We start from the raw sequence: 25,804 nt of genomic DNA, 5'->3' as shown, positions 1-25,804 counted from the left end.
TAGCTGTTCAATCGACGGTGATGCGGACCGCCTTGATCACGCGCTCCCAGCGCACCATCTCGCTCGCGATCAGCTGGCCGAAGGCCTGCGGCGTGGCGGGCGTGGCCCCGGCGCCCTCGGCCGCGAGTCGCGCCCTGACCTCCGCCGAGGCGAGCGAGCGGTTGATCTGCTGGTTGATCATCGCGACGATCGGCGCGGGCGTGCCGGCCGGCGCGACCACGCCGTACCACTGGTCGGCCTCGAAATCCTGGGTGCCGGGCACGCCGCTCTCGGCCACCGTGGGCACGTCGGGCAGCGACGCGATGCGGCGCGGGCTCGACACCGCGAGCGCACGCAGCTTGCCGGCCTTGATGTGCGGCAGCAGCGCGGGCGTGCCGGTGAAGAGTGCCTGCAGCTGGCCCGCCAGCAGGTCGTTCACGGCCGGCGCGGTGCCGCGGTAGGGAATGTGCAGCAGCGAGGCGCCGGTCTGCAGCTTGAGGTATTCCATCGCGATGTGCGCCGCGCTGCCGTTGCCGCCCGAGCCGTAGGCCAGCTGGCCGGGCCTGGCCTTGGCCAGCGCAATCAGCTCGGCCAGCGTGCGCGCCGGCACCGAGGCATGGACCACGAGCACGTTCGGCACGCGCGCGACCCATGCCACGGGCGCGAAGCTGCGCAGCGGGTGGTAGCCGAGCTTGGGGTAGAGAGACGGGTTGATGGCCAGCGTGCCGATGTGCCCCATCAGCAGCGTGTAGCCGTCGGCGGGCGCCTTCGCGGCCTTCTCCGCGCCGACGGAGCCGCCCGCGCCGGGCACGTTGTCGATCACCACGGCCTGGTTCCATGCGCGGCCGAGCTCCTGCCCAATGCTGCGCGCCAGCACGTCGGTGGAGCCGCCGGGCGTGAACGGCACGACCAGGTGCGGCGGATGGTCCGGATAGCCCTCGGCAGCCGCGGCGCCGCGGCTCGCCAGCCAGAACGCGCCGCCTGCGGAAAAGATGCAGGCCTGGCGGCGGGTGATGCCGGTGGTCGCGGTGCCGATGATGCGAGCCATGTCGTCCTGCCGCCGTCAGTCGATGTAGCGCAGGCCAGCCTTGGCCAGCGGCTCGCGCATGGCGTACATGTCCAGGCCGAGTTCGCCGGCCGCGAAGCGCGCGCGTTTGGCCGTCTCGTTGGCCTCGCGCGCTTCGGCCGCATCGGCCACCTGCTGCGCACGCGCGGCCGGCACCACCACCACGCCGTCGATGTCGGCCACCACCACGTCGCCCGGATGCACCAGCGCGCCGGCGCACACCACCGGCACGTTGACCGAGCCGAGCGTGGCCTTGATCGTGCCCTTCGAATGGATGGCGCGGCTGAACACGGGAAAGCCCATCGCGTTGAGGTCGCGCACGTCGCGCACGCCACCGTCGATCACCAGGCCCTTGCAGCCGCGCGCCTTGAACGAAGTGGCAAGCAGGTCGCCGAAGAAGCCGTCGGTGCTGTCGCTGGTGCAGGCCGCGACCACCACGTCGCCGGGCTGGATCTGCTCGGCCGCCACATGCAGCATCCAGTTGTCACCGGGCTGCAGCAGCACCGTGACGGCCGGGCCGCAGAAGCGCGCATCGGGATGGATCGGGCGGATGCGCGGCTGCATCAGCCCGAGCCGGCCGAGCGCCTCGTGCACGGTCGAGACGCCGAAGCGCGACAGCTTGTCGACCGCGGCGGCATCCGCGCGCGCCACCTTGCGATGGACCACGCCGATCTGCTGGAGGGTGTTGGAAGAAAAAGAAGACATGAGATCAGAGCCCCTTGGCGATGAGTGCGCGGTCCAGGCGCGGGTACGCGCGGCGTGCGTTGGCTTCGAACACCTTGTGGCGCGCCCCAGCGTCGAGCAGGGGCGTGGCGTCGATGTAGCGGCGCGTGTCGTCGTAGAAGAAGCCGGTCTCGGGGTCGATGCCGCGCACCGCGCCGATCATCTCGCTCGCGAACAGGATGTTGTCGACCGGGATCACGCGCGTCAGCAGGTCGATGCCCGGCTGGTGGTACACGCAGGTGTCGAAGAAGATGTTGTTGAGCAGGTGGTCCTTGAGCAGCGGCTTCTTCATCTCCTGCGCCAGCCCGCGAAAGCGCCCCCAGTGGTAGGGCACCGCGCCGCCGCCGTGCGGGATCACGAAGCGCAAGGTCGGAAAATCGCTGAACAGGTCCGAGGTGAGGCACTGCATGAAGGCCGTGGTGTCGGCATTCAGGTAATGCGCGCCGGTGGTGTGGAAGCAGGCGTTGCAGCTCGTGCTCACATGCACCATCGCCGGGATGTCGTGCTCGACCATCTTCTCGTAGAGCGGGTACCAGTGGCGGTCCGGCAGCGGCGGCGAAGTCCAGTGCCCGCCCGAGGGATCGGGATTGAGGTTGATGGCGACGAAGCCGTACTCGCGCACGCAGCGCTCGAGTTCCGGAATGCAGCTGCGCGGGTCCACGCCCGGCGACTGCGGCAGCATGGCCGCGCCGACGAAGTGGTCGGGGAACAGCTCGCTCACGCGAAAGCACAGCTCGTTGCAGATGGCGGCCCAGGTCGACGAGGTCTCGAAGTCGCCGATGTGGTGGGCCATGAAGCTCGCGCGCGGGCTGAAGATCGTCAGGTCGCTGCCGCGCTCCTTCATGAGGCGCAGCTGGTTGCCCTCGATCGATTCGCGCAGCTCGTCGTCGCTGATCTTCAGGTCGGCGGCGCGGGGCTTCAGCGCGGGGTCTTTGAGGCCCGCGATCTGCTGGCTGCGCCAGTTCTCCAGCGCCTTGGGCGCCGTGGTGTAGTGGCCGTGGCAGTCGATGATCATTGCGGTTCCGTGGATGGCTGGGTGGTGCTTTGCCGGCTCGCGCAGGTAGTGCGCCGGCCCTTGCGTCAAGTGTGGTTCCACCGGCCGCCGCGTGGCGTGAGTTCGGCTTGCCCTACCATCAGACTTTCTTATCGGCCAGGGCTCCTGCCCAGGCACCCCTGGAATGACGGGCCGACGCCAGCTGCAAGACAAAGTGATCGACCGCACGCACACCCATGCGCTGGGCCTCAACCTGCGGCACCTGCGCGCGTTCACGGCCGTGGCGGCGGCCGGCAGCATCGCCAGGGCCGCGGACGAGCAGCTGTTCCGCGTCGCCTCGGGCGTGACGCGCTCCATTTCCGAGCTCGAAGGCGCGCTCGGCCGGCCGCTGTTCGACCGCGGCCCGCGCGGCATGGCGCTGAACTCCTACGGCGACCTGGTGCTGCTGCGCGCGCGCCGCATCGAGCGCGAGTTCGAGGAGGCGCGCGCCCAGCTCGTCGCGCGCGGCGGCATCGGCGCATCGGCCGACGTGCACTCGCTCTTTGCATCGATCCTCAACGGCCGGCGCCTCGCGGTGATCGCGAGCCTGGTGGAGAAGCGCAACATGCCGGCGGTCGCGCGCGAGTTCGGCATCACGCAGCCGGCGATCAGCAGCGCGCTGAAGGACCTCGAAGGCGGGCTCGGCGTGGCGCTGCTCGAGCGCCGGACGCGAGGCCTGGTGCCCACGCCGGCCGGCGAGATGGTGGCCTTCCATTTCAAGCGCGTGCTCGCGGAGCTGCGCCACATCGGCCCCGACATCGCGGCCAGCGAAGGCATGCTGCAGGGCAGCGTGAACGTGGGGGCGCTGCCGCTCGGCCGCACGCAGATACTGCCGCAAGCGATCGCCTCGCTGCTGGCGCGCCATCCGGGGCTGCACGTCGCCACGGTCGAAAGCCCTTACGACGCGCTGGCGGCGTCGCTGCGCAGCGGCGACATCGACTTCATCCTCGGCGCACTGCGCAGCAGCGCCGACGCGCGCGACCTGCAACAGGAGGCGCTGTTCGAAGACCGCATCTCGGTGATCGCGCGCGCCGGCCATCCGCTGGCGCGCGGCGTGCGTGTCGACTTCGATGCGCTGCGTCAGGCGAGCTGGGCACTCTCGCGGCAGGGCACGCCTTCGCGCGAGCTGCTCGAGCGCTTTTTCTCGGCCGCGCGCGAAGCGCCGCCGGTTCCCGCGGTGGAGACCGGCGACCTTGCCGTGCTGCGCGGCCTGCTGCTCGCAAGCGATATGCTGACCGCGATCTCCGCCCACCAGCTGCGCCACGAGATCCGCAATGCCAGCCTGGTGGTGCTGGACTTTCCGCTCGACGAGACGCGGCGCGAGATCGGCCTCACCCAGCGCCTCGGCGCGTTCCCCTCGCCCGGTGCGCGCGCGCTGATGCAGGAGATCCGCGCGGTGGTCGCCCGCTCGCCCGACTTCCGGGCCAAGCCCGCGAACCGCCGCCGGTGAAGTGCGGGCGGCCGCCGGCGCTCAGCGCCGGGCCAGCAGGTCCGCCAGCTCGGGCACCAGGGCTTCGGGCGCCAGGCCCTGCGCATGCTGCAGCGTCTGCAGCACCGCCGCCGCAATGTCGCGGTGCGCACCGGCATCGCCCGCCATGGTGTTGTAGTAGCCGAGGTCCTTGCTCGCATTGGCGATCGAGAAGCGCAGGCTCGACGTGTCCTTGGCCGTGAGGTAGGGCCGCAGCCGCTCCAGCGCCACGCCGCCGCCGCCGCCCTTCGCCAGGATCTCCACGAACATCTCGGGCGCCACGCCGTGCTGGCCGGCGCAGGCCGCCGCCTCGGCGATCAGCGCCACCGTGCCCAGCGAGACGAAGTTGTGCAGCAGCTTCATGCCATGGCCTGCGCCCACCGGGCCCGCGTGCAGGATGTTCTCGGCAAAGCACGACAGCAGCGGGCGGCATTCCTCGAGCAGGGCCGCATCGCCGCCCACCAGCAGGTTGAGCCGGCCTTCGGCCGCTTCCTTCGGCGTGCGCGTCATCGGCGTGTCCAGGAAGCGGCTGCCCGCGGCCTGCACGGCCTGGGCCATGCGCAGCGTGGAAGCGGGAATCGCGGTGGAGCAGTCGATCACGATGCTGCCCGGGCGCAGGCCCTGCAGCACGCCGCCCTCACCCGTGAGCACGGCCTCGACCTGGGGCGAGCCCGTGAGCACGAGGATGACGATGTCGGACTGCGCGGCCAGCTCGGCCGCGCGCGTGAAGCTGCGCGCGCCGGCGGCCTTGAGCGCGTCCAGCGGCTGGTTGCCGGGGTGCTCGAGCACCGCCAGCGGGTAGCCATGCCTGGCGATGTTGCTGGCAATGCCGTGGCCCATCATGCCGATGCCGATCATGCCGATATTCTTTTTCAAGGGAGTCTCCTGGGTTTGCGATATGTAGGGGATGCAGGGGCAGCCGTCCGGATCGAGGACTGCGTTCCGCCTTGGGTTAGGCTTGCGTCGGCAAGCACCGGTCGTGCGACGAAATGGCTCGGATTGGGATTGGCCTGCAGGCAGGCGCAGCGTACCAAACTCGGCCGAGTACTTCGCCGCGGTGAGCGATGCCCATGAATTACCGACAAAGACCATGGAGCCCCGCATGACAAGCCACCAGCAGTCCCATGCCCCGCGGCGTCGCAGCGTGCTCGTGACGGCCGGCGCCGCAGCTGCACTCGCCTGCACGGGACGGGGATTCGCGGCAACCCCATTCCAATGGACACGAGGCAGTCCGGAGTCCAGCGCAATGGCGCCGGATCTTGCGGCGCGCCTGGACCAGGGCGTGCAAAGCGGCGAGTTCTCGAATCTGCATGCCGTCTTCATTGCGCGCAAGGGCCGGGTCGAGATGGAGCGCTACTTCGAAGGCCCGGACGAACGCTGGGGTACGCCGCTGGGCACGGTTGCATTCAACGCCGATACCTTGCATGACCTTCGTTCCGTCAGCAAGAGCATCGTGGGCTTGCTCTACGGCATCGCACTCGCCGAAGGCAAGGTTCCCGCGCTCGATGCGCCGCTGCTGGACGCCTTTCCCGCCTACGCTGACCTGGCCCGCGACGAGCGCAGGCGTGCGATCCGCATCTCCCATGCCCTCGCGATGACAATGGGCCTGGAGTGGAACGAGGACCTGCCCTACAGCGATCCGCGCAACAGCGAAATTTCGATGGAGCGCAGCAAGGATCGCTACCGCTATGTGCTGGAACGCCCCATCGTCGCCAACCCGGGTGAACGGTGGCGCTACTCGGGCGGCGCAACGGCCGTGCTGGGCCATCTCATCGCCAAGGGCGCGGGCGTGCCGCTGCTGGACTACGCACGCGACAAGCTGTTCTCGCCCATGGGCATCGAGAAGGTCGAGTGGGCCCATGGTTTCAATGGAGAGGCCGCCGCGGCATCGGGCCTGCGCATGCGCGCGCCGGATCTGGCTCGCGTTGGCCAGCTGCTGCTCCAGCGCGGCGAGTGGAACGGCCGGGCGCTGGTTCCGAAGGATTGGATCTCCGAGTCGCTGACGCCGCGCGCCGACGCTTTCGACGGCCTCCGGTATGGCTACCACTGGTATGTGATCCAGCGCCAGGATGGCTCGCCCGCCTACATGGCGATCGGACTCGGAGGCCAGCGGCTGGTCGTCATTCCTGCGCTCGAGCTGGTGTATGTCATTTTCATGGGCAACTATTACCGCGAAGACCAGCTCAAGCCGCTCTTCGCGGTGCAGAAGCTGATCCACGCGTCGCTGCGCTGAAGAACACAGCAAGCCCCGGCGGGGCGGTCACCCCGTTCGCCTGGGCGGCGGCGCCCGGTACCTCAAGGCTTCGATGACCAGGGCGAGCGCCGGGGAAAGCTGGCGGCGATGGGCGTAGTAGAGGTGGTAGCCCGGGAAGGCCGGCCACCAGTCCTGCAGGACCGGAACGAGCCGCCCCTCTTCGATGTGCTGTTCCATGATGTCGAAGGGCACATAGGCAAAGCCCATGTCGTCCAGTGCCGCGCGCAGCATCAGGAAGGTGTTGTTGAACACCGTCTGGCCTTGCACCCGCACGCTGACCTGCTTCCTTCCCTTCTCGAAATCCCAGGCGTACAGGCCGCCGTGCGTCGGCAGCCGCAGGTTCACGCAGCGGTGCGCCGTGAGGTCCGCGGGTTTCACCGGCACAGGCTTGCCCGCGAGGTAGTCCGGAGAAGCCGCCACCGCCATCCTCAGCGCCGGTGCGATCGGGACCGCCACCATGTCCTTGTCGACGCGGTTTCCCACCCGCACGCCGGCATCGAACCTTTCGGCGGCGATATCGGTGAAGCCGTAGTCGACGCTGAACTCCACCTGGATGTCCGGATGCTGCTTGAGCAGCGGCAGGAGCCTGGGCCACAGCACCGTGGCAACCGCATGGTCATGCGTGGTGATGCGGACCGTGCCGGCCGGCTTGTCGCGCATTGCGCAAAGGGATTCGAGCTCCCGCTCGATGTCCTGCAACCGTGGGGCCAGCGTATGGAGGAGCCGGGCGCCTGCGTCGGTCACGGAGACGCTGCGCGTGGTGCGGGTCAGGAGGCGCACGCCCAGGCGCGCCTCCAGCGCCAGCATCGAATGGCTGAGCGCCGAGCGCGACACGCCCATCTGGGCGGCGGCACGGGTGAAGCTGCGTTCGCGGGCAACCACCACGAAGGCCTGGAGATCGTTCAGGTTTTCTTTTGCCATTGGTGAGCTGCATTCACATAAGCATCCCGATTTTGCTTCCTTCTCAACCGCGCGTGGTGTCCATAGAGTTAAGGCGTTCGCGTCGCGCTCATAGGCGGCGCACTCTTGCCATCGACGACCAGGAATTGACCCACCATGTGCACCCGACCCTTGAAGGCCGCGCTCTACCTTGCGGCCCTGAACTCCATCGGCGCAGGCGCCGAACCCGCCCCGGCACCGGGGGCGGCCCAGCAGATCGCGAGGGCCGGCAGCCAACCTTCGGCAGCCGGCCCTGCCGAATACTTCACCGGCCGCGTCCGCGTCGACCCGCTCTGGCCCGCCACCGAAACCCTCAACGCCTCGGGTGGCCTCGTGACCTTCGAGCCCGGCGCGCGCTCCGCCTGGCACACCCACCCGGCCGGGCAGCGCCTGGTGGTGCAGTCGGGCCTCGGCCTGACCCAGGAGTGGGGCCAACCCGTGCAGGAGATCCGCCCCGGCGACGTCGTCTGGTGCCCTCCGGGCGTCAAGCACTGGCACGGCGCCGCTCCGTTCACGGCACTGGTCCACCTGGCCGTCACCGGCACCGTGGACGGCAAGAACGTCGAATGGATGGAGAAGGTCAGCGATGAGCAATACAACCAGCGCTAGGCATGGCAGCAAGGCGGGCGCTGGCCTTGGCGCTGTGCCTTGCCGTCGCTCCGTGCCATGCCGGTAGCACGCCCCAGGAGTCCACGAACATGAACACCACACGCACCGCATCCGAAACGCTTTCGCTGCGCCAGCAATCCATCATCCCGATTGCGGCGTTCGCAGCGGCGGGCGACATCGCCCGCCTGAACACGGCGCTCGAACAGGGGCTCGATGCCGGCCTGGCCATCAACGAGGCAAAGGAGATCCTGGTGCAGGTGTATGCCTATGCCGGATTCCCGCGCAGCCTCAATGCGCTGGGCGAACTGATGAAGGTCGTGGAAGCCCGCAAGCAGCGCGGTGCCCAGGACAAGCAGGGCCAACTGCCCTCGCGCCCCATTCCGAAGGGCGACGCACTGCTGGCGGCCGGCACGGCCAACCAGACGAAGCTCGCCGGAGCGCCGGTCAAGGGCGCATTGTTCGATTTCGCGCCGGCCATCGACGAATACCTGAAGACGCACCTCTTCGGCGATGTGTTCGAGCGCGACAACCTCGACTGGCCGAGCCGCGAGCTGGCGACGGTCGGCATGCTGTCGGCGCTTGCGGGCGCCGAATCCCAGCTTCAGTCGCACATGCGCATCAGCATGAACGTGGGCATCAGTGCCGCCCAGCTCGACCAGCTGGCGCAGGTGCTTGCAGAGCGCGTGGATGCGGAGATGGGCCGCAGGGCTCGCGAGGCGCTGGCGCGCCAGCTGGCCACGCGCGCTGGCAGCTGAAGCGGGACTCGATGCGACCGCACCATTGCCTGCATCAGGCGTCACCGCGGCGGCGCCGCAGCCGGCGGGCGGCTTGGATGCCGAGATTGGTCCGATCGAATTCCGGCCATCGAGCTCCCGCGGCCCTTACTCCGCCTGGATCCCCGCCTCCTTCACCACCCTGCCCCACTTGGCAAGATCGGACTTGATCAGTGCCGCGTATTCCTGTGGCGTGCCGCCCTGTACCTCGATGCCGGCGGCCTCCAGCTTGGTCCGCACGTCGGTCAGCTTAAGCGCCGCGTTGATCTCGGCATTCAGCTTGGCGACGACAGCCTTGGGCGTGCCGGCCGGCGCCAGGAAGCCGCCGTTCGTGTTGGCGTCGTAGCCCTTCAATCCCTGCTCGTCCGCAGTCGGCACGTCGGGCAGCGAGCTTGTCCGCTTGCGCGTCGAGACTGCCACGGCGCGCACATTGCCGGCCTTCACCTGCGGCTGGATGGCACTGATGGTGTCGATGAAGAGCGCGGTGCGCCCGGCCAGCAGGTCCGGGTGCGCGGCGGAAGAACCCTTGTAGGGCACCAGCAGCATCGGTGCGCCGCTGGCCATGCGGAACATCTCGGCCGCCATTTCCTGCGCGCTGCCGCGGCCGGAGGTGGCAACCTTGGCCTCGTCCGGATGGGCCTTCATCCACGCCACCAGCTCCGGCAGCGTCCTGGCCGGAAGCTGCGGGTAGATGGCAAACACCAGTGGAACCTCATGGCTGTAGACGATGGGCTCGAAGCTTTTTTCCGGATCCCAGCCGAGGTTCCTGAACAGGAACTTGTTGATGTTGTGGCTGCCGCCGACGATGCCGATGGTGTAGCCGTCGGGCGCCGACTTGGCGAGCACGTCGGTGCCCAGGTTGTTGGAAGCGCCGGGCCGGTTGTCGACGATCACCGGCTGGCCCATCGACACCGCGAGCTTGTCGCCGACGACGCGGGCAATGGTGTCGATCGCACCGCCCGGCGGCGCGGGCACGACGATCTTGATGGCGCGCGCCGGGTAGGCCGCATCGGCCGATGCGGCGATCGGCATTGCCGCGAGCGACGCCGAGACGGCAAGGATCTTGACCAGGGATGTGAGCTGCATGGATGTCTCCTCTTGGGGGTGGGTCTGTGTCTCTTTCGAAAGGAAAGCCCGGCTCGCCGCGCTCACTCGATCGTGATCTTGCGGCTGCGGATGATCTGGGCGTAGCGGCGCTTGTCGCCGTCGATCAGCCGCGCGAACTCCTGCGGCGATGTGGCGCGCGGCACGCCGCCCAGCCCCACGAAGCGCGCCTTGACCGATTCGTCGGCCAGCACGGCGCGCAGGTCGGCGGCGATCTTCTCCACCACCTCGGGCGGCGTGCCCGCCGGTGCGAGCAGGCCGATCCAGGAGATCGCGTTGAAGCCGGGCGCCACGCTTTCGGCGAGCGTGGGCACTTCGGGAAACGCCGGCACGCGCTTGTCGCCGGTCACGGCCAGCGCACGCAGCTTGCCCGCCTTGATGTGGCCGGAGGCCTCGAGCACGGTCATGAACGACAGCTGCACATGGCCCGCGAGCAGGTCGGCGATGGCCGGCCCGCCGCCGCGGTAGGGCACATGCAGGATGAAGGCACCGGTCTGGTCCTTGAACATCTCGGCCGCCAGGTGCGGTGCGCCGCCGGCGCCCGAGCTGCTGTAGCTCATCTGGCCCGGCCTGGCCTTGGCCAGCGCCACGAATTCGGCCGCCGTCTTCGCCGGAACCGCTGGATTCACCATCATCGCCAGCGGCAGTTCGGCCACCAACGAGACGGGCGCAAAGGCCTTGTCGGCGTCGTAGGGCAGCTTGGGATACAGCAGCGGATTGATCGCCTGCGTCCCGATGTTGCCCAGCAGCAGCGTGTAGCCGTCCGGCCTGGACTTGGCGACGAAGTCGGCGCCGATCTGCCCGGCGGCACCACCCTTGTTCTCCACGATCACAGGCTGGCCCCAGCGCCGGCCCAGCTGCTCGGCGATGACGCGGCCGCCGGTGTCCGTCCCGCCGCCCGGCGGGAACGGCACCACCAGCGTGACGGGGCGCGAAGGAAAAGTCTGCGCGAAGCCCGGCGCCTGGATGGCGCAGAGGGCAAGGGCCAGGGGAATGGCAAGGCGTCGAATGAACAAGGATGTCTCCATTTATAGGTTTGATGCGCGGCCGCTGCGCCGCGAAGGCGGATGGATGCTCAGGTGGTCAGGCTCATGGCCGGGCGCTCGCCGGCCAGGGCCTGGGCAACGCTGGCCAGCACCATCTCGGCCATGGCGGTGCGGGTCTCCCAGGTGGCGCTGGCGCGGTGGGCCTGCAGCGTCGTGCGCTCGGACTGGCGCAGCGCCAGCGGCACGCGCGGCTCGTCGACGAACACATCCAGCCCCGCACCCGCAATGCGGCCGTCGACCAGCGCCTGCGTGAGGTCGGCTTCGTTCACGAGCCGGCCGCGCGCGACGTTGACCAGGAATCCGCGCGGGCCCAGCGCGTCGAGCACGGCCGCGTCGACGATGCCTTCGGCCCGGTCCGCGGCGGCGCACAGCACCAGCGCATCCGATTCGCGCGCCAGGTCCACCAGGCTCGGCATGAAGCTGCAGGCAACGTCGTCCATCGGGCGCAGGTCGGTGTAGCGGATGGGGCAACCGAAGGCAGCCGCCCGCACCGCCACGGCGCGGCCCACCCGCCCCATTCCGACGATGCCGATGCGCATGCCGCTGAAGCGGCGGGCAAGCGGAATGGCGCCGGGCTGGGGGTGGCGCTCCCATTGGCCGTCCCGCACGAAGCGGTCGCCCGCGCACAGGTTGCGGCAGGCCGCGATCAGCAAGCCGATGGCGAGGTCGGCCACGTCTTCGGTGAGCGCGCCCAGCGTTGCGGTGACGGGCAGGCCGCGCTCCCGGCAGTACGCCAGGTCCACGGCGTCGGTGCCCACGCCATTGACGGCCACCACCTTGAGGCTGGGCAGCTGCTCCAGCATGGCGCGCGAAATGCCGGTGTGCCCACCGGTGATCACGGCGTCGATCGATGCACCGTGCTGGCGCAGCCAGCCCTCAGGATCGGGCAGCTCGAAGTGCTTGTGCACGGCGTAGAGCGAGGCGAGCTTGTCGTTGACTGCGGGGATCAGGATCGGATTGAGTTGAAGGACTTGGGGTTTCATATCGCTGTTCGGGAACGCTCTTCACGGAGCCGGGCCTATGCTATGAATAGATTGACATACTGGTCAATCTTGATACATATAATCAATAGAAATTGACTCTCACGACCCGCCCATGGCTTCCTGGATTTCGATGACCGAGGCGTGCAAGCTCCTGGGCGTGCAGCCCCAGACGATCTACGCGTACGTGAGCCGCGGCAAGCTCGAGGTCATGCCCGACCCGGCCGACACGCGGCGCAGGCTCTACCGCACCGAGGACGTGGCCGGCCTGGCCAGGCGCAAGCAGGCCGGCCGCAAGCACGAGACGCTGGCCGCCAACACGCTGTTCGGCTCGGAGCCCAGCATTCCCACGGCCCTCAGCGCGTTCTCGCGCGGGCGGCCGTACTACCGCGGCCGCGATGCCGTGCGCATGGCCCGGACCGCCACGCTCGAAGATGCGGCGCAACTGTTGTGGGGCGCCGAACATGCCGTCGACTTCACCTGCATGGCGTCCCTGCGTTCCGGCAAGCCCGGGCGAGGCGCGGCCTTCGCGGCCTTGGCCAGCCTGGCGGCCGCCGGCCATTCCACCGGGGGCCGCCTGACCCGGGTGCTGCATGCCGAAAGCCAGGACCTGGTGGGCCGGCTGGCCAATGCGTTCGGCGCATCACCGGGCCATGAGCCGCTGCATCTTCGCTTTGCGAAAGGATGGAAGCAGCCCGCCAAGGTGGCCGATCTGCTGCGAACGGCCCTGGTGCTGCTGGCCGATCACGAACTGACCAGCTCGGCCTTTGCCGCGCGCATTGCCGCTTCGACGGGCGCCTCGCTGCCCGCATGCCTGCTTGCGGGATTGACCACGCTCTCCGGCCCCTTGCACGGCGATGCCTCGGGACGCGTGCGCGCGCTGTTCAGCGAGGTGGAACGGCTGGGCGAAGACCAGGTGCTCGCCCACCACCTCTCGAACGGCCTGTCGCTCGCCGGATTCGGCCATCACCTCTACCCCGACGGCGACCCGCGCGCGGCCGCGCTGCTGGCCTTGTTCGAGCCTCCCAAGGTGATTGCGCGCTTCATCGCAAAGGTGACCAAGCTGACCGGCCTGCAGCCCAACATCGACGTTGCGCTGGCCGCCATGGCCGCGCACCATCGGCTGCCTGCCGATGCGGCCTTCGGCCTGTTCGCCACTGCGCGCAGCGTCGGGCTCCTGGCGCACAGCCTGGAGCAGCTGGGCACGGCGCAGGTGATCCGGCCGCGCGGGCGCTATGTGGGGCCGGTGCCCGAGGCGCTTGGCGCGTAGCTGCCCGTACTTTCCGGCCAGGCCGTCAGCACTTCATACCCGTCGGGCGTGACGGCCACCATGTGCTCCCACTGGGCAGACAGCGACCGGTCCCTGGTCACGACGGTCCACCCGTCGGGCAATTGCCTGGTCTCGCGCCTGCCTGCGTTGAGCATCGGCTCGATGGTGAAGACCATCCCCGGCTCCAGCTCGAGGCCTTCCCCGCGCTGCCCGTAGTGCAGCACTTGCGGTTCGTCGTGGTAGATCCGGCCGATGCCGTGTCCGCAGTATTCGCGCACCACGCTGAATTGCTCGCGGTGAGCGACCGACTGGATCGCATGGCCGATATCGCCCAGGGTCGCTCCGGGCCTGACCTGCCGGATGCCGGCCAGCATGGCCTCGTACGTCGTCTCCACCAGGCGCCGAGCCAGCACGCTGGGCGCGCCGACGAAGTACATGCGGCTGGTGTCGCCGAACCAGCCATCCTTGATGACGGCGACATCGATGTTGACGATGTCGCCCTTCTTCAGGATCTTGGCCGGCGACGGAATGCCATGGCAAACCACCTGGTTGACGGAGGTGAGGATGGTTTTGGGATAGCCCTGGTAGCCCACGTTGGCGGGAATGGCGCCCTGCACGTTCACGATGTGGTCGTGGCAGATCCGGTCGAGCGTTTCCGTGCTCACCCCCGGCACCACGTAGGGCTCGACCATCTGCAGCACCTCCGCGGCAAGCCTGCCGGCGCGCCGCGCCATCGCGAGTTCCTCGGCGGACTTGATGGGAACGCCGTGCGCCACTAGTGCTTCCCCGTCGCGGATCCGCGGGGCTTGCCGGGCTGGCTGGTGACGGCCGCGGCAATGTCCAGGCCGCCCGCGAGTTCAGCCTGTATCAGCAGCTGGCAGACTTCCCGGTAGTCCAGTTCCGGATGCATCTCGGTCAGCATGCCGACCCGCATCCAGTGCTCTGCCTGTGCATTGATGGACCTGCTCAGGGCGTTTCCCGCCACCCGCAGGTTCTCATGCATCAGGTCCGAAATCTTCACGATGCCCATCGCTTGCCTTTATATGAAATGTGCGTGGATTGTATATGTTTTGGATGGTCCCGCAATGATCCGGCGGATGAGCCCCGGCAACACCCGCGGGCGGCGCGCCGCTGGCAGAAACCGCGGCTTCATTGGCATTGCCGCGCGGCCTTGCAATTCCTAGACTCGCCCTCTTCGGCCACGCCTGCAGGAGACGCAGCATGTCAAAGCTTCGATTCAGGATCTCGATGTCGCTGGACGGTTTCGTCGCCGGGCCGAACCAGAGCTTGCGGGAGCCGCTGGGCATCGGCGGCGAGCAGTTGCACGAGTGGGTGTTCCCGCTCGAAGCCTGGCGGCGTCCACATGGCCTGGAGGGCGGCGTGGTGAACGAGAGCACGCCGGTGGTGGAGGAAGAGCTTGCCGGCATCGGCGCGACCATCATGGGCCGCAACATGTTCGGCGGCGGCCCGGGACCGTGGAGCACGACCGCCCCCTGGGACGGCTGGTGGGGCCGCAATCCGCCGTTCCATCACCCGGTGTTCGTGCTGACGCATCACGCGCGCGACCCGTTGGTCATGGAAGGCGGCACGCGCTTCAGCTTCGTGACCGACGGCATCGAGAGCGCGCTGGACCAGGCCCGCCGCGCGGCAGGCGGCAAGGACGTGGCGCTCGCGGGCGGCGCACGCGCTGCGCAGCAATACCTGAAGGCCGGCCTGGTCGATGAAATGCAGCTCCACCTGGCGCCGATCCTGCTCGGCGGTGGCGAGCGCCTGTTCGACAATGCCGAGGCGCTGGGCGCCCTCGCGCTGGCGAAAACGGTCACAGCGCCGGATGCGATTCACATGAAATTCAAAAGGCGGCCATGACTGCTCGGCATCTTTCCCTGCCCGCCGTAAAAGGCGGCCTGCTCGCACTGCTTGCCGCCGTTCTCTTTGGCGTCAGCACGCCGCTGGTCCAGCATTTCGGCAAGGGACTGGGTGCCTTCACCACCGCCGCACTGCTGTATGCGGGCGCGGCGGCCGTCGGCTTCGCGTCCCGCCAGCGGGTAGAACGCGAGGCCCGGATGGTGCGCGGCGATCTTCCGCGGCTCCTGTCCATGGCGGCTTTCGGCGCGGTGCTCGGCCCCGTCGCTCTGGCCTGGGGACTGCAGCACACGAGCGGGACCAGCGCATCGCTGATGCTGACGCTGGAAGCGCTGTTCACCGCCCTGCTGGCGCGCCTGCTCTACCAGGAGACGATGGACCGGCGCGTATGGGGTGCCATGCTGCTCCTGCTTGCCGGAGGCATCGCGCTGGTCCTCGACCAGGGACGCAGCGGCAGCACGCAGCTCTGGGGAATGCTGGCCGTGCTCGTCGCGACCGCGGCCTGGGGCATGGACAACACGCTCTCGCGCGCGCTGGCCGAGCGCGATCCGGGGCAGGTGGTGCTGGGCAAGGCCGCCATCGGCGCCACGGCGACGGCCTTGCTGGCGTGGCTGTTCGGCGAGCCGATGCCTGCGTCGAGCGCCGCGCTGGTCCTGCTCGCGGTCGGCGCCAGCGGCTATGGCCTGAGCCTTCGCTTCTACCTGCTCGCGCAGCGCGCCTTCGGGGCGGCGCGGACCGGCTCCGTCTTTGCCTTTGCGCCGTTCATCGGCGCCGCCTTTGCCATTGCGCTGGGCGACCGGAGCGGGACTTGGGTGATGGCGGCGGGCGGGCTTCTGATGATGCTGGGCGTGGCGCTGCACCTGGCGGAGTCGCATGGCCACGAGCACACGCATGAGCGCATGGAGCACGAGCATGCGCACCGCCACGACGACGGCCACCATGACCACACCCACGATGTGCTCCCCGTGGGCTCGCACAGCCATCCGCATGTGCACGAGCCCGCTCGCCACGCGCACGCCCACGTGCCTGACGCCCATCACCAGCACATCCACTGAGCCGGTGCCCGGGCGTGCGCGTCCGGGCGGACCCATTCAGGGCGCCGCGCCTTGCACGCCGGCCCTGGCTTCGAGCGGCCCGCCCGCCGCCTGCCAGCCGTCGATGCCGCCGCGCAGGTAGCGTGCATTCAGGCCTGCCGCGCGCAGCCGCATGGCGGTGCTGCGCCCCACCTCGTGGCCATAGACGCAATACACCACCACGTCGCTGCCGGCCGGCAGTTCGGAGGCCCAGCTGTCGACCGCGGCCGGATCGCGCCAGCGCGCCCCTGGAAGCATCGCGGCGGCCCGCTCGAACACCCCGGCGCGGCGCACGTCGAGCAGCACCGATCCGGCGATCTCGTCCTGCGTGGCGCCGAAAGGCTCGCTGGCCGCATGCACGGCCTGCTGGTAGCGCGCGTAGACCTGCCCCCAATGGATGTTGTCCATGAAGGCATCGACGTACGCGCCCGCCGCGGCGCCATGGTCGAGGTGGTAGGCGTGCTCGTACATGTCCAGCGCAAGGATGGGCGTGGCGCCTGCCAGCGCATGGGTGTGGTCGGCGGCCCATTGGTTGACCAGCGTGCCCTCGCGCGGCTGGAACGCGAGCAGCACCCAGCCCGAGCCGCCGCCGAGCGCCTTGCCCAGGGCCGCGAATTCCTCGCGCCATCGCTCGGCGCTGCCGAAGCTGGCCGCCAGTGCCAGCGCCATGGCGGGTTCCATCGATTGGCCGTCGCCGCCGAGCGACGCGAAGTACAGCTCGTGCAGCAGCATCGAGTTGCTCGCGATCAGTTCCTCCCGCTTGAGGCCGTTGAGCTGAAAGCCCGGCGTGGATGCAAACGGCGTCGCGGCGAGCTGCGCGCGGATGGCGTTGAGGCGCTTCACCGCCCCGCCGTAGTTGTTCTGGTGATGGCTCGCGAGCAGTTTTTCCGACAGGCCGCGCAGCATGGCGGGGTCGAAGGGCAGGGGTTGAATCCGGGCGTCCATGAGTGGCTCCTTCAGCGCAGTTGGGGAAACAGCAAGGTCACCGCCAACCCGATGCCCGCGCAGGCACCGAGCAGCGGCATCACGCCGACCTTGAAGCGGAACAGCGCGGCGGCCGCCGCCAGCGCGATCGCCGCGGAGACCGCATCGAGGCGGCCGCCGAAGCCCTGCGGCCACAGCACGTGGTACGCAAAGAAGAGCGCCAGGTTCAGGATCACGCCCACCACGGCCGCCGTGATGGCCGACAGCGGCGCCGTGAAGCCCAGCTTGCCGTGCGTCGCCTCGATGGCGGGTCCGCCGGCCAGGATGAAGATGAACGACGGCAGGAAGGTGAAGAAGGTGACGACCGTCGCGGCGAGCGCGCCCGCAAGCAGCAGCGAGTCGGGCCCGAGCACCTGCTTCAGCCATCCGCCGACGAAGCCGACGAAAGCCACCACCATGATCAGCGGGCCCGGCGTCGTCTCACCCAGCGCCAGCCCGTCGATCATCTGCGCGCCGGAGAGCCAGTGGTATTGCTCGACCGCACCCTGGTAGACGTAGGGAAGCACGGCATAGGCGCCGCCGAAGGTCAGGAGCGCCGCCTTGGTGAAGAACCAGCCCATCTGCGTGAGCGTGCCGTGCAGCCCCTGCGTGGCGACAAGCATGCCCATCGCCAGCAGCCACAGGCCGAGCCCGGCCGCAAGGATCCCGGCCAGGCGCGAGCGCGAGAAGCGCGCATGCGGCGGCGTGGGCGTGTCGTCGTCGATGAGTGCCGGGCCGTAGCTCTGCGCGGCGCTGCCGTGGCCGCCGCCCGGCGCAAACACGCCGGGCGCCCATCGCGCGCCGAAGTGGCCGACCAGCCCGGCGGCCAGCACGATCGCGGGGAATGGCGTGTCGAAAGCGAAGATGGCCACGAAGGCGGCCGCGGCAATGCCCCACATCCACCGGTTCTTCAATGCGCGGCTGCCGATGCGATGCGCCGCGTGCAGCACCAGTGCGGTGACCGCCGGCTTGATGCCGTAGAAGATGCCGGCCACCACCGGCACGTTGCCGAAGCGCAGGTAGATCCACGACAGCGCGATCAGGATGAACAGCGAAGGCAGCACGAACAGTGCGCCCGCCACGATGCCGCCGCGGGTGCGGTGCATGAGCCAGCCGATGTAGGTGGCCAGCTGCTGCGCCTCGGGCCCGGGCAGCAGCATGCAGAAGTTCAGCGCATGCAGGAAGCGCTTTTCGCTGATCCAGCGCCGGCGCTCGACCAGCTCGGCATGCATGATCGCGATCTGTCCGGCGGGCCCGCCGAAGCTGATGAAGCCGAGCTTGAGCCAGAAGCGAAGCGCTTCGGCGAAGGAAACAGGCTGGGAGGGCGCAGGAAGCGCAGGAGGTGCGTCAGGCAAGGCGGTGTCCACGGAAGGCTCCGTTGTGAGTCACCAGCGCTTGGACGGGACACCGTCTGACTTTGCAGAACGGGAGGCTGTTTTCCCGATGCCGGCATCGTAACACCAGCCGCTGCGCTGCAGCTCCTGCGCGCAGGTTGGCGCGGCCGGTTCAAAGACCCAACCGCGTCAGGGCCCAGGCCACCGTGGCCAATTGCGCCACGTTGAGCATCATCCCGGCGACGTGCAGCCGGCGGAACCGGAAGATCGAAGTGTCAGCGGCCGGTATCGTGTGCCGCAGCATGTCCATGCGCGGGATGATGATCCAGCGGCGCAGCGCGAATGCCCAGGCTGCGATGAGAGCCATGCCCAGGGCGAAAGCGGGTTTGCCGGCCCACGTGTAGCTGAGTGCTGCCGCGCTCGCCGTCAGCATCACGGCAACGTAGTAGACGTTGAAAAGGCCCCGGATGAAGCGCGAGTCCAGCGGTGTGTCGTGCTTGAGCACCAGCAGTGGCAGCGAGCCCATCATGAAGAATCCCATCCAGACGAGCAGGACGACGGTCGCTATGAGCGCAATGACCATGGGGAGCATCTGAAACCTCCGCATCCCGAAGCATACGCCGGCAACAAGCCGCGCCATGGCGCCCCCTGACGCTTTTCGCCAATCGCCCGGAGCGGTGCCGCCATTGCCGCGCCGCCCCGCGCCGCCTAGATTGCAGCCCACATGACCTCTTCCCCCGAACCCATCGCCGGCGCAGCCAAAGGCGCGCCGCTCGCCGGCGTGCGCGTGCTCGACCTGACCCGCCTGCTGCCCGGTCCGCTCGGTGCCATGCACCTGGCCGACCTCGGCGCCGACGTGATCAAGATCGAAGACACCGGCGCCGGCGATTACGCGAGCCCCAGCGTGCGTGCGCTCGTCAACCGCAACAAGCGCGCGATCCGCATCGACCTGAAGCACGCGCAGGGCGTGGCCACGCTGCTGCGCCTGTGCCGCGAGGCCGACGTGCTGGTGGAGGGCTTCCGGCCCGGCGTGATGCAGCGGCTGGGCGTCGGCTATGAAGCGGTGGCGGCCGCGAACCCGCGCATCGTCTACTGCAGCATCAGCGGCTTCGGCCAGACCGGGCCGCTCAGCGACACGCCCGGGCACGACCTGAACTACGCGGCGCTTGCCGGCGTGGCCGACCAGGTCGGCAATGCCGCGGGACCGGCCCTGTCGAACCTGCCCGTGGCCGATCTGCTGGGTGGCACCATGACCGCGGTGGCCGGGATCCTGGCCGCGCTGTTCGATGCCGCGCGCAGCGGACGCGGGCGGCATGTCGACATCGCGATGGCCGACGGCGTGCTGGCCCATGCGGTGCTGCCGCTGGCCGGCCTGCACCAGCACGGCAGCGTGCCGCGCATCGGCCACAGCGCGCTGACGGGCGCGCTCGCCTGCTACGGCTACTACCGCACGGCCGACGGCCGGCAGCTGGCGGTGGGTGCGCTGGAGCCCAAGTTCTGGCACGACCTGTGCCGCCTGCTCGAGCGCCCCGACCTCGCACCGCTGCACCGCAGCGGCGATGCCGCCACCGAGGAGCGCCTGCGCGCGGAGCTGGCCGCGATCTTCGGCGCGCGGCCGCTCGCGCACTGGCGCGGCCTGTTCCACGACGGCACGGGCTGCGTGACGCCGGTGCTGCGCATCGACGAGACGCTGGCGCATCCGCATTTCCGCGCGCGCGGCATGCGCGTTGCGACCGATGACGCCGCGCCGCCGCAGCTCGGCTGCCCGATCAAGATGACCGGCTTCGAGCCGTCTGTTCCCCGCGCCGCCCCGCGCGCCGGCGAGCACACCGACGAGATCCTGCGGCAGGCCGGGCTCGATGCATCGGCCGTGGCCGCGCTGCGGGCCGCCGGCGCCATCGATTGAGGCACTGCCTCCCGGGGCGCTGCCTACAATCCCACCGGCCGAGTTGCAGCAACGGCCGCCACCGATGACGCTCACCCACCACACCGTTGCCATCCAGCAAGTGCACAGCATCCTGATGGGCGCGCGCCACCGCGGCGTCGATGCGGCGCGCGTGCTGGTCCGCGCGGGCATCGCGCCGTCGCTGCTGGAATCGCCGCTCGCGCGCATCTCGCAGCGCCAGTACGCGCTGCTGATCCGCGCGCTGCGTCGCGAGCTGCGCGACGAGATCTGGGGCCTCTTGAGCGGCCCGCTGCCGCCCGGCAGCTTCGGCCAGTGCATGCGCCAGCTGGTGCGCTGCGCCACGCTCGGCGAGGCCCTGCGCGAAGGCTTCGCTTCGTACCACCTGCTGCTGCACGACTTCGTGCCGCGCCTTGCGGTGCAGGGCAGCAGCGCGCATGTGCAGTTCGTGCTGCGGCGCGCTTCCGATGCGCGGCTCGACTATGCGGTGAAGGCCTTCATGCTGTTCGCCTTCAACGCCTCCTCCTGGCTGGTGGCGCGCCGCATTCCGCTGCTCGAGGTCGACTACACGGCCGAGCAGACCAACACCGAGACCTCGCGCGTCTACCAGGTGCCGATCCGTTACGGCCAGGCGCATGTGGGCATGTCGTTCGAGGCGCGCTGGCTCGACCTGCCGGTGGTGCAGTCGCCGCAGAGCCTGCGCGAATTCCTCGCGGGTTCGCCGGCCAACCTGATCGTGAAGTACCGCGACACCAGCAGCCTCACAGAGCGCATCCGCCGGTTGCTGCGCAAGGGCCTGGGCAGCGAGCTGCCGTCGCTGGAGGAAGTGGGCGAGGCGCTCGCGGTGACGCCGCAGACGCTGCGCCGTCGCCTGCGCGACGAAGGCCGCGGCTTCCAGCAGATCAAGGACGAGCTGCGGCGCGACGCCGCCATCGACTACCTGCTGCACACGCCGCTGCCGCTGCTGGACATCGCCAACCGCGTGGGCTTCTCGGAAGCCAGCACCTTCCACCGCGCCTTCAAGCAGTGGACCGGCGTGGCGCCCGGCGAATACCGGCTGACGCACGGCCCGGAACGCTGAGCGGTTTCGCCAAGCCCTTTGGCGCTTCCCGCCATGGGTGCGGTGCGCGGTGCGGCCTAAGCTGTGCCGCATCTTCGTTACCCGTCGGTGGCTCCATCGTGTACCTGACCCAAGGCCTGCATCGCGCGCTCCAACGCAACCCCGGCATGGCGGCGCTCACCCACGTGGGCGACGCCGGCGTGCGCCGCCAGACGCATGCGCAGATGGCGGACGGCATCGCGCGGCAGGCGGCCGCGCTGGCCCGGCGCGGCATTGCGCGCGGCGACCGCGTGGCGCTGCTCGCGCCCAACAGCGACCAGCTGGTGCGGGCCATCCTCGCGTGCTGGTGGCTCGGCGCCGTCGCCTGTCCCTTGAACATCCGCTGGAGCACGCCGGAGCTCGCACATGCGCTGCAGGACAGCCAAGCCTCCTTGCTGCTCGTGCACGAAAGCCTGCGGGCGCTGACGCCGGCCGATGCACCCGCACTTGCACAGCTGGATGCGCTCGAAGAAGAAGGCGCGGCGCTGGAACCCTTGCCCGACTCGCGCACCGGCGGCGACGCGCTCGCCGCCATCCTCTACACCGGCGGCACCACCGGCCGCTCCAAGGGCGTGATGCTGAGCCACGCCAATTTCTGGACCGCATCGATGACGCGCGGCGCCGAACTCAACAATGCGCCCGATTCCGTCTCGCTGCTGGTGGCGCCGCTGTTCCACGTCGCCGGGCTCGGCCGCCTGGTGGGCCAGCTGATCGTCGGCGGCGGCTGCGTGACGATGGCGCAGTTCCGCCCCGCTGCGGTCATCGACGCCATCGAGGAGCATCGCATCGGCGACATCGTCGTGGTGCCGAGCATGCTGCAATCGCTGCTCGACGACGCGGCGTTCACGCCCGGGCGCGTGCGCAGCCTCACGCGCATCGCCTTCGGTGCGGCGCCGATGCCGCCCGACCTGCTCGACCGCGCGCTGGAAGCCTGGCCGCATGCCGAGTTCTTCCAGGCCTACGGCCTCACCGAAACCGCGGGCGCCGTGTGCATCAACCTGCCGTCGAACCACCGGGCGGAAGCGCGCGCGCTCGGCCGGCTGAACTCGGTCGGCCGCGCCGGCCTGGGCGCCGAGATCATCATCGCGGACGAGAGCGGCCGCGAACTGCCGCGCGGTGAAGTCGGCGAAGTGCTGGCGCGCGGGCCGATGGTGATGCAGGGCTACTGGCGCAACCCCGAGGCCACGGCCGCCGCGCTGCGAGACGGCTGGCTGCGCACCGGCGATGCGGGCCGCATGCTGCCCGACGGCCACCTGTTCATCGTCGACCGCCTGAAGGACATGATCATCAGCGGCGGCGAGAACGTCTACTGCGCCGAGGTGGAGGCCGCACTGCGCAGCCATCCGCAGGTGCGGCAGGCGGCGGTCATCGGCGTGCCCGATGCGCGCTGGGGCGAGGCGGTGCATGCGGCGGTCGTGCTGGCCGACGATGCGCGCGCCGATGCCGATGAACTGCGCGCCTGGTGCCGCGAGCGCCTGGCCGGCTACAAGTGCCCGCGGGGCATCAGCTTCCTGCGCGAGCTGCCGCTGTCGGCCGCGGGCAAGGTGCTGAAGAACGTGCTGCGCGAGCGGCTGCAGGCGTGATGCAACCCGTCACCGGTGCGGACCACCGCCACCTGTTCGGCCAGGTGCCGTTCATGCGGCTGCTGGAGGCGCGCCGCGAGTTCTCCGAAGGCGGCCGCGCGCGCCTCGTCATCGATGCGCGGCCCGAGCTCGGCAACGTCATCGGCGCCGTGCACGGCGGTGTGCTGGTCACGTTGCTCGACGTGGCGATGGCGAGCGCGGCGGTGTCGCTGTTCGGCTTTGCGCGCACCGCCGTCACGCTCAACCTCAACACCAGCTTCCACGCGCCGGGCCGCGGCCGTCTCACGGCCGACGGCGAAGTGGTGCAGCACGACGCCAGCGTGGCCTGGTGCCGCGCCACGGTCAGCGACGAGGCCGGCCGCCTGGTCGCGCAAGCGCAAGGGTCCTTCCGCTACCTGCCGCTGCCGCAGGCCGCCTGAGCCGCATGCGCCGCCGCCAATTTCAAACGACAGGAGACACGACACCATGAACCGCAGCTTCCGCCCGCTCAGCCGGCGCGCCGCGCTGGGCGCACTGATCGCCCTCGGCGCCGGCGCGGCCGCCCCGGCCTTGGCCGCCGAGCCGTATCCGAGCAAGCCGATCCTGCTCGTGCTGCCATTTCCGCCGGGCGGCTCCTTCGACCCGATCTTCCGCACGCTGGCCGAGGCCGCCTCCAGGGACCTGGGCCAGCCCATCGTGCTGATGCACAAGCCGGGCGCCGGCGGCGTCACCGGCACCGCATCGCTGGCGACCATGAACGAAGCCGACGGCTACACCATCGCGGTCATGCACAACTCGGTGATCCGCGCACCGCTGGTGCAGAAGGTGAGCTGGGATCCGCTCAAGGACTTCAGCTACCTGATCGGGCTGGCCGGCCTCGCCACCGGCATCGTGGTGGCCGCCGATGCGCCTTGGAAGACGCTGCCCGAGCTGCTGGCCGACGCCAGGAAGCGCCCCGGCGCCGTCAGCTGGGGCAACGTCGGCGCGATCAGCATCAACCGCATCTACGCCGAGCGGCTCGCCAGGCAGGCGGGCACCTCCTTCAACCTGGTGCCCTACAAGGGCGGCAGCGAGGCCTTCCAGGCGGTGATCGGCCGCCACCTCGACGTCTACGGCGATCCCGGCTTCGGGCCCCAGGTGCAGGGCGGCAAGGTGCGCCTGCTCGCCACCTTCACCGCCGAGCGCCTGAAGCGCTACGACGCGCCGACCGTCAAGGAGCTGGGCCACGACATGGTGATCGAGTCGCCGGTGGGCCTGGTCGCGCCGAAGAACCTTGATCCGAAGATTGCCGCCAGGCTGCACACGGCCTTCAGCAAGGCCGCGGCGGACCCGGCCTACCTCCAGCAGCTGGATCTGTTCGACATGCAGCCCAAGCTGATGACCGGCGAGGGCTATGCCGGCTACGCCCGTGCGCAGTTCGAGCGCGAACGCAAGATGCTGGCCGAGATCGGCTTCAAGCCGGAGTGAACACAGCGATGAACCCCATGGATTTTTCCGCCTTCGATTTCTCGGGCCGCCACGTGGCCGTGGCCGGCGGCTCCAGCGGCATCAACTTCGGCATCGCGCAGGCTTTTGCGCGCGCCGGTGCGCGCCTCACGGTGCTCAGCCGCTCGGCCGACAAGGTGGCCGCGGCGGCGCAGCAGCTCGAGGCGCTCGGCACGCAGGCCCTGGGCATTGCGGCCGACGTGCGCCAGCCCGAGGCGCTGGAACGCGCCTTCGCGCAGGGCGCCGAGCGCTTCGGCCCCATCGACGTGCTGGTCTCGGGCGCCGCGGGCAACTTTCTTGCGAGCGCGCTCGACATGTCGCCCAATGCCTTCAAGACGGTGGTCGACATCGACCTGCTGGGCAGCTTCAACGTCGCGCGGCTCGCGCATGCGCACCTGCGCCGGCCCGGCGCCTGCGTGATCCAGATCTCGGCCGGCCAGGCCTTCACGCCCACGCCCTTCCAGGCCCATGTGTGCGCGGCCAAGGCGGGTGTCGACATGCTGACGCAGGTGCTCGCGCTCGAGTGGGGCCCGCAGGGCATCCGCATCAACTCCATCGTGCCCGGGCCGATCGCCGACACCGAGGGCCTGAAGCGGCTCGCGCCCACCGAAGGCACCATGGCCGCGATGGCCGATCGCGTGCCGCTCAAGCGCCTGGGCCGCATCGAGGACATCAGCCGCATGGCGATGATGCTCGCGAGCGACTGGGGCTCCTACATCACGGGCGCCGTCATTCCCGTGGACGGCGGCCTGGCGCTGACCGGGCCGCGCGATTTCACGGCGGCAGCGGCCGCGTCGAAGCGGGGGTCCGCGCCATGAGCCTGCACCTTGCGAGCGCGCCGCAGGAAGGCGACGGCCGGCCGCGCAGCGGACCGCAGCGCCACGTGCCCTTTTCCGAGCACCTCGGGCTCAGGCTCGAGCATGCGGAGGGCGGCGAATCGCTGGTGTCGGTGGTGCTGCGCCCCGAACTGCTGAACAACCACGCGAGCGGCCACGGCGGCGTGCTGATGACCCTGCTCGACAGCGCGATGGCGCATGCCGCGCTCTCGCGCGTGGGCTATGCACGCGAGGTCGTCACGGTCGACATGCACATCGCCTTCATGCGGCCCGCGGGCGGGCTGCTGCAGGCGCAGGGGCGCGCCACGGGCGGCGGGCGTTCGGTGTGCTTTTGCGAGGCCACCGTCACCGATGCCAGCGGCGAGGTGGCGGCGCGTGCGATGGGTACCTTCCGCTACCGCGACCCGGCTTGAGCGTTTCGGCCAATCGTTTTGGGCCGATC

The 25,804-nt window shown here is 69.7% G+C and carries 27 protein-coding genes; 14 read left to right on the top strand and 13 right to left on the bottom strand.

The features are described 5' to 3' along the window. Positions 1–7: 7 nt before the first annotated feature. Genes AC1DMS_RS00465 through AC1DMS_RS00455 form a run of 3 tightly spaced genes read right to left on the bottom strand, consistent with a single transcriptional unit; the run spans position 8 to position 2,783 of the window. Positions 8–1,027, bottom strand: coding sequence for a Bug family tripartite tricarboxylate transporter substrate binding protein (locus AC1DMS_RS00465; RefSeq protein ID WP_478131828.1), 1,020 nt, complete (start codon positions 1,025–1,027; stop codon positions 8–10). A gap of 15 nt (positions 1,028–1,042) precedes the next feature. Further along, positions 1,043–1,750, bottom strand: coding sequence for a 4-carboxy-4-hydroxy-2-oxoadipate aldolase/oxaloacetate decarboxylase (gene ligK / locus AC1DMS_RS00460; RefSeq protein WP_478131827.1), 708 nt, complete (start codon positions 1,748–1,750; stop codon positions 1,043–1,045). Positions 1,751–1,754: 4 nt separating this feature from the next. After that, a complete protein-coding gene (locus AC1DMS_RS00455; protein WP_478131834.1) occupies positions 1,755–2,783 on the bottom strand; it encodes an amidohydrolase family protein in 1,029 nt (342 codons plus the stop codon). Between the two features lie 163 nt (positions 2,784–2,946). Between AC1DMS_RS00455 and AC1DMS_RS00450 the strand changes: the two genes are divergently transcribed. Continuing rightward, positions 2,947–4,251, top strand: a complete 1,305-nt coding sequence (locus tag AC1DMS_RS00450) for a LysR family transcriptional regulator (protein ID WP_015865794.1) — start codon at positions 2,947–2,949, stop codon at positions 4,249–4,251. A gap of 21 nt (positions 4,252–4,272) precedes the next feature. On the opposite strand, the gene AC1DMS_RS00445 is transcribed toward AC1DMS_RS00450, so the two are convergent. Then, positions 4,273–5,127 (bottom strand): NAD(P)-dependent oxidoreductase, encoded by an 855-nt coding sequence (locus AC1DMS_RS00445; RefSeq protein WP_208856359.1) that lies wholly within the window; start codon positions 5,125–5,127, stop codon positions 4,273–4,275. A 388-nt stretch (positions 5,128–5,515) separates the two neighbouring features. Here AC1DMS_RS00445 and AC1DMS_RS00440 point away from each other — a divergent pair, with 388 nt between their 5' ends. Next, on the top strand, positions 5,516–6,502 hold the full coding sequence (locus tag AC1DMS_RS00440) for a serine hydrolase domain-containing protein (protein ID WP_478180602.1): 987 nt from the start codon (positions 5,516–5,518) through the stop codon (positions 6,500–6,502). Between the two features lie 27 nt (positions 6,503–6,529). Here the strand turns inward: AC1DMS_RS00440 and AC1DMS_RS00435 are convergent, their stop codons facing one another. Continuing rightward, a complete protein-coding gene (locus AC1DMS_RS00435; protein ID WP_015865797.1) occupies positions 6,530–7,444 on the bottom strand; it encodes a LysR family transcriptional regulator in 915 nt (304 codons plus the stop codon). Positions 7,445–7,579: 135 nt separating this feature from the next. Here AC1DMS_RS00435 and AC1DMS_RS00430 point away from each other — a divergent pair, with 135 nt between their 5' ends. Continuing rightward, positions 7,580–8,071 (top strand): (R)-mandelonitrile lyase, encoded by a 492-nt coding sequence (locus AC1DMS_RS00430; RefSeq protein ID WP_015865798.1) that lies wholly within the window; start codon positions 7,580–7,582, stop codon positions 8,069–8,071. An 89-nt stretch (positions 8,072–8,160) separates the two neighbouring features. Continuing rightward, positions 8,161–8,826 (top strand): carboxymuconolactone decarboxylase family protein, encoded by a 666-nt coding sequence (locus AC1DMS_RS00425; RefSeq protein WP_015865799.1) that lies wholly within the window; start codon positions 8,161–8,163, stop codon positions 8,824–8,826. Between the two features lie 126 nt (positions 8,827–8,952). On the opposite strand, the gene AC1DMS_RS00420 is transcribed toward AC1DMS_RS00425, so the two are convergent. The 3 genes from AC1DMS_RS00420 to AC1DMS_RS00410 form a co-directional block, all read right to left on the bottom strand. After that, positions 8,953–9,930 (bottom strand): tripartite tricarboxylate transporter substrate binding protein, encoded by a 978-nt coding sequence (locus tag AC1DMS_RS00420; protein ID WP_015865800.1) that lies wholly within the window; start codon positions 9,928–9,930, stop codon positions 8,953–8,955. Between the two features lie 62 nt (positions 9,931–9,992). Further along, positions 9,993–10,976 carry a Bug family tripartite tricarboxylate transporter substrate binding protein gene (locus AC1DMS_RS00415; protein ID WP_478081373.1) on the bottom strand — a complete coding sequence of 328 codons (984 nt, stop codon included), beginning with the start codon at positions 10,974–10,976 and terminating at the stop codon, positions 9,993–9,995. Positions 10,977–11,023: 47 nt separating this feature from the next. Continuing rightward, the gene (locus AC1DMS_RS00410; RefSeq protein ID WP_478081374.1) at positions 11,024–11,977 is read right to left on the bottom strand and encodes a 2-hydroxyacid dehydrogenase; all 954 of its coding nucleotides are present in this window, start codon (positions 11,975–11,977) and stop codon (positions 11,024–11,026) included. Between the two features lie 112 nt (positions 11,978–12,089). Here AC1DMS_RS00410 and AC1DMS_RS00405 point away from each other — a divergent pair, with 112 nt between their 5' ends. Beyond that, the gene (locus tag AC1DMS_RS00405) at positions 12,090–13,244 is read left to right on the top strand and encodes a citrate/2-methylcitrate synthase (RefSeq protein ID WP_015865803.1); all 1,155 of its coding nucleotides are present in this window, start codon (positions 12,090–12,092) and stop codon (positions 13,242–13,244) included. On the opposite strand, the gene map is transcribed toward AC1DMS_RS00405, so the two are convergent. Further along, entirely contained in the window at positions 13,208–14,020 is an 813-nt protein-coding gene (gene map, locus AC1DMS_RS00400) for a type I methionyl aminopeptidase (protein WP_015865804.1), read from the bottom strand. The genes AC1DMS_RS00405 and map overlap by 37 nt on opposite strands. Beyond that, positions 14,020–14,274, bottom strand: coding sequence for a ParD-like family protein (locus AC1DMS_RS00395; protein WP_015865805.1), 255 nt, complete (start codon positions 14,272–14,274; stop codon positions 14,020–14,022). Before AC1DMS_RS00395 ends, map begins: the two co-directional genes overlap by 1 nt. 191 nt (positions 14,275–14,465) lie before the next feature. Here AC1DMS_RS00395 and AC1DMS_RS00390 point away from each other — a divergent pair, with 191 nt between their 5' ends. After that, complete coding sequence (locus tag AC1DMS_RS00390) at positions 14,466–15,110, top strand: dihydrofolate reductase family protein (protein ID WP_015865806.1); 645 nt, start codon at positions 14,466–14,468, stop codon at positions 15,108–15,110. Beyond that, positions 15,107–16,162 (top strand): DMT family transporter, encoded by a 1,056-nt coding sequence (locus tag AC1DMS_RS00385; protein ID WP_015865807.1) that lies wholly within the window; start codon positions 15,107–15,109, stop codon positions 16,160–16,162. The genes AC1DMS_RS00390 and AC1DMS_RS00385 overlap by 4 nt, the downstream gene beginning before the upstream one ends. Before the next feature lie 36 nt (positions 16,163–16,198). On the opposite strand, the gene AC1DMS_RS00380 is transcribed toward AC1DMS_RS00385, so the two are convergent. From AC1DMS_RS00380 to AC1DMS_RS00370, 3 genes are all read right to left on the bottom strand, one after another. Further along, positions 16,199–17,125 carry a Fe-Mn family superoxide dismutase gene (locus tag AC1DMS_RS00380; protein ID WP_015865808.1) on the bottom strand — a complete coding sequence of 309 codons (927 nt, stop codon included), beginning with the start codon at positions 17,123–17,125 and terminating at the stop codon, positions 16,199–16,201. Between the two features lie 11 nt (positions 17,126–17,136). Next, on the bottom strand, positions 17,137–18,510 hold the full coding sequence (chrA, locus tag AC1DMS_RS00375) for a chromate efflux transporter (protein ID WP_015865809.1): 1,374 nt from the start codon (positions 18,508–18,510) through the stop codon (positions 17,137–17,139). 139 nt (positions 18,511–18,649) lie between these two features. Continuing rightward, on the bottom strand, positions 18,650–19,060 hold the full coding sequence (locus AC1DMS_RS00370) for a hypothetical protein (protein WP_230537802.1): 411 nt from the start codon (positions 19,058–19,060) through the stop codon (positions 18,650–18,652). A gap of 141 nt (positions 19,061–19,201) precedes the next feature. Here AC1DMS_RS00370 and AC1DMS_RS00365 point away from each other — a divergent pair, with 141 nt between their 5' ends. The 7 genes from AC1DMS_RS00365 (at position 19,202) to AC1DMS_RS00335 (ending at position 25,775) form a co-directional block, all read left to right on the top strand. Further along, positions 19,202–20,383 carry a CaiB/BaiF CoA transferase family protein gene (locus AC1DMS_RS00365; protein WP_015865811.1) on the top strand — a complete coding sequence of 394 codons (1,182 nt, stop codon included), beginning with the start codon at positions 19,202–19,204 and terminating at the stop codon, positions 20,381–20,383. Between the two features lie 64 nt (positions 20,384–20,447). After that, on the top strand, positions 20,448–21,461 hold the full coding sequence (locus AC1DMS_RS00360) for an AraC family transcriptional regulator (protein ID WP_015865812.1): 1,014 nt from the start codon (positions 20,448–20,450) through the stop codon (positions 21,459–21,461). 98 nt (positions 21,462–21,559) lie between these two features. Then, positions 21,560–23,062: an AMP-binding protein gene (locus AC1DMS_RS00355; RefSeq protein WP_015865813.1), complete on the top strand. Its 1,503-nt coding sequence runs from the start codon at positions 21,560–21,562 to the stop codon at positions 23,060–23,062. Beyond that, positions 23,062–23,481 (top strand): PaaI family thioesterase, encoded by a 420-nt coding sequence (locus AC1DMS_RS00350; protein ID WP_015865814.1) that lies wholly within the window; start codon positions 23,062–23,064, stop codon positions 23,479–23,481. Before AC1DMS_RS00355 ends, AC1DMS_RS00350 begins: the two co-directional genes overlap by 1 nt. Positions 23,482–23,527: 46 nt before the next feature. Further along, complete coding sequence (locus AC1DMS_RS00345) at positions 23,528–24,508, top strand: tripartite tricarboxylate transporter substrate binding protein (RefSeq protein WP_015865815.1); 981 nt, start codon at positions 23,528–23,530, stop codon at positions 24,506–24,508. 17 nt (positions 24,509–24,525) lie between these two features. Beyond that, the gene (locus tag AC1DMS_RS00340; RefSeq protein ID WP_041945785.1) at positions 24,526–25,344 is read left to right on the top strand and encodes an SDR family oxidoreductase; all 819 of its coding nucleotides are present in this window, start codon (positions 24,526–24,528) and stop codon (positions 25,342–25,344) included. Further along, on the top strand, positions 25,341–25,775 hold the full coding sequence (locus AC1DMS_RS00335; RefSeq protein ID WP_015865817.1) for a PaaI family thioesterase: 435 nt from the start codon (positions 25,341–25,343) through the stop codon (positions 25,773–25,775). The genes AC1DMS_RS00340 and AC1DMS_RS00335 overlap by 4 nt, the downstream gene beginning before the upstream one ends. Positions 25,776–25,804 lie beyond the last annotated feature (29 nt).

Source organism: Variovorax sp. 05T418, assembly GCF_056396385.1.
This window is presented reverse-complemented; position numbering and strand designations above follow the sequence as displayed.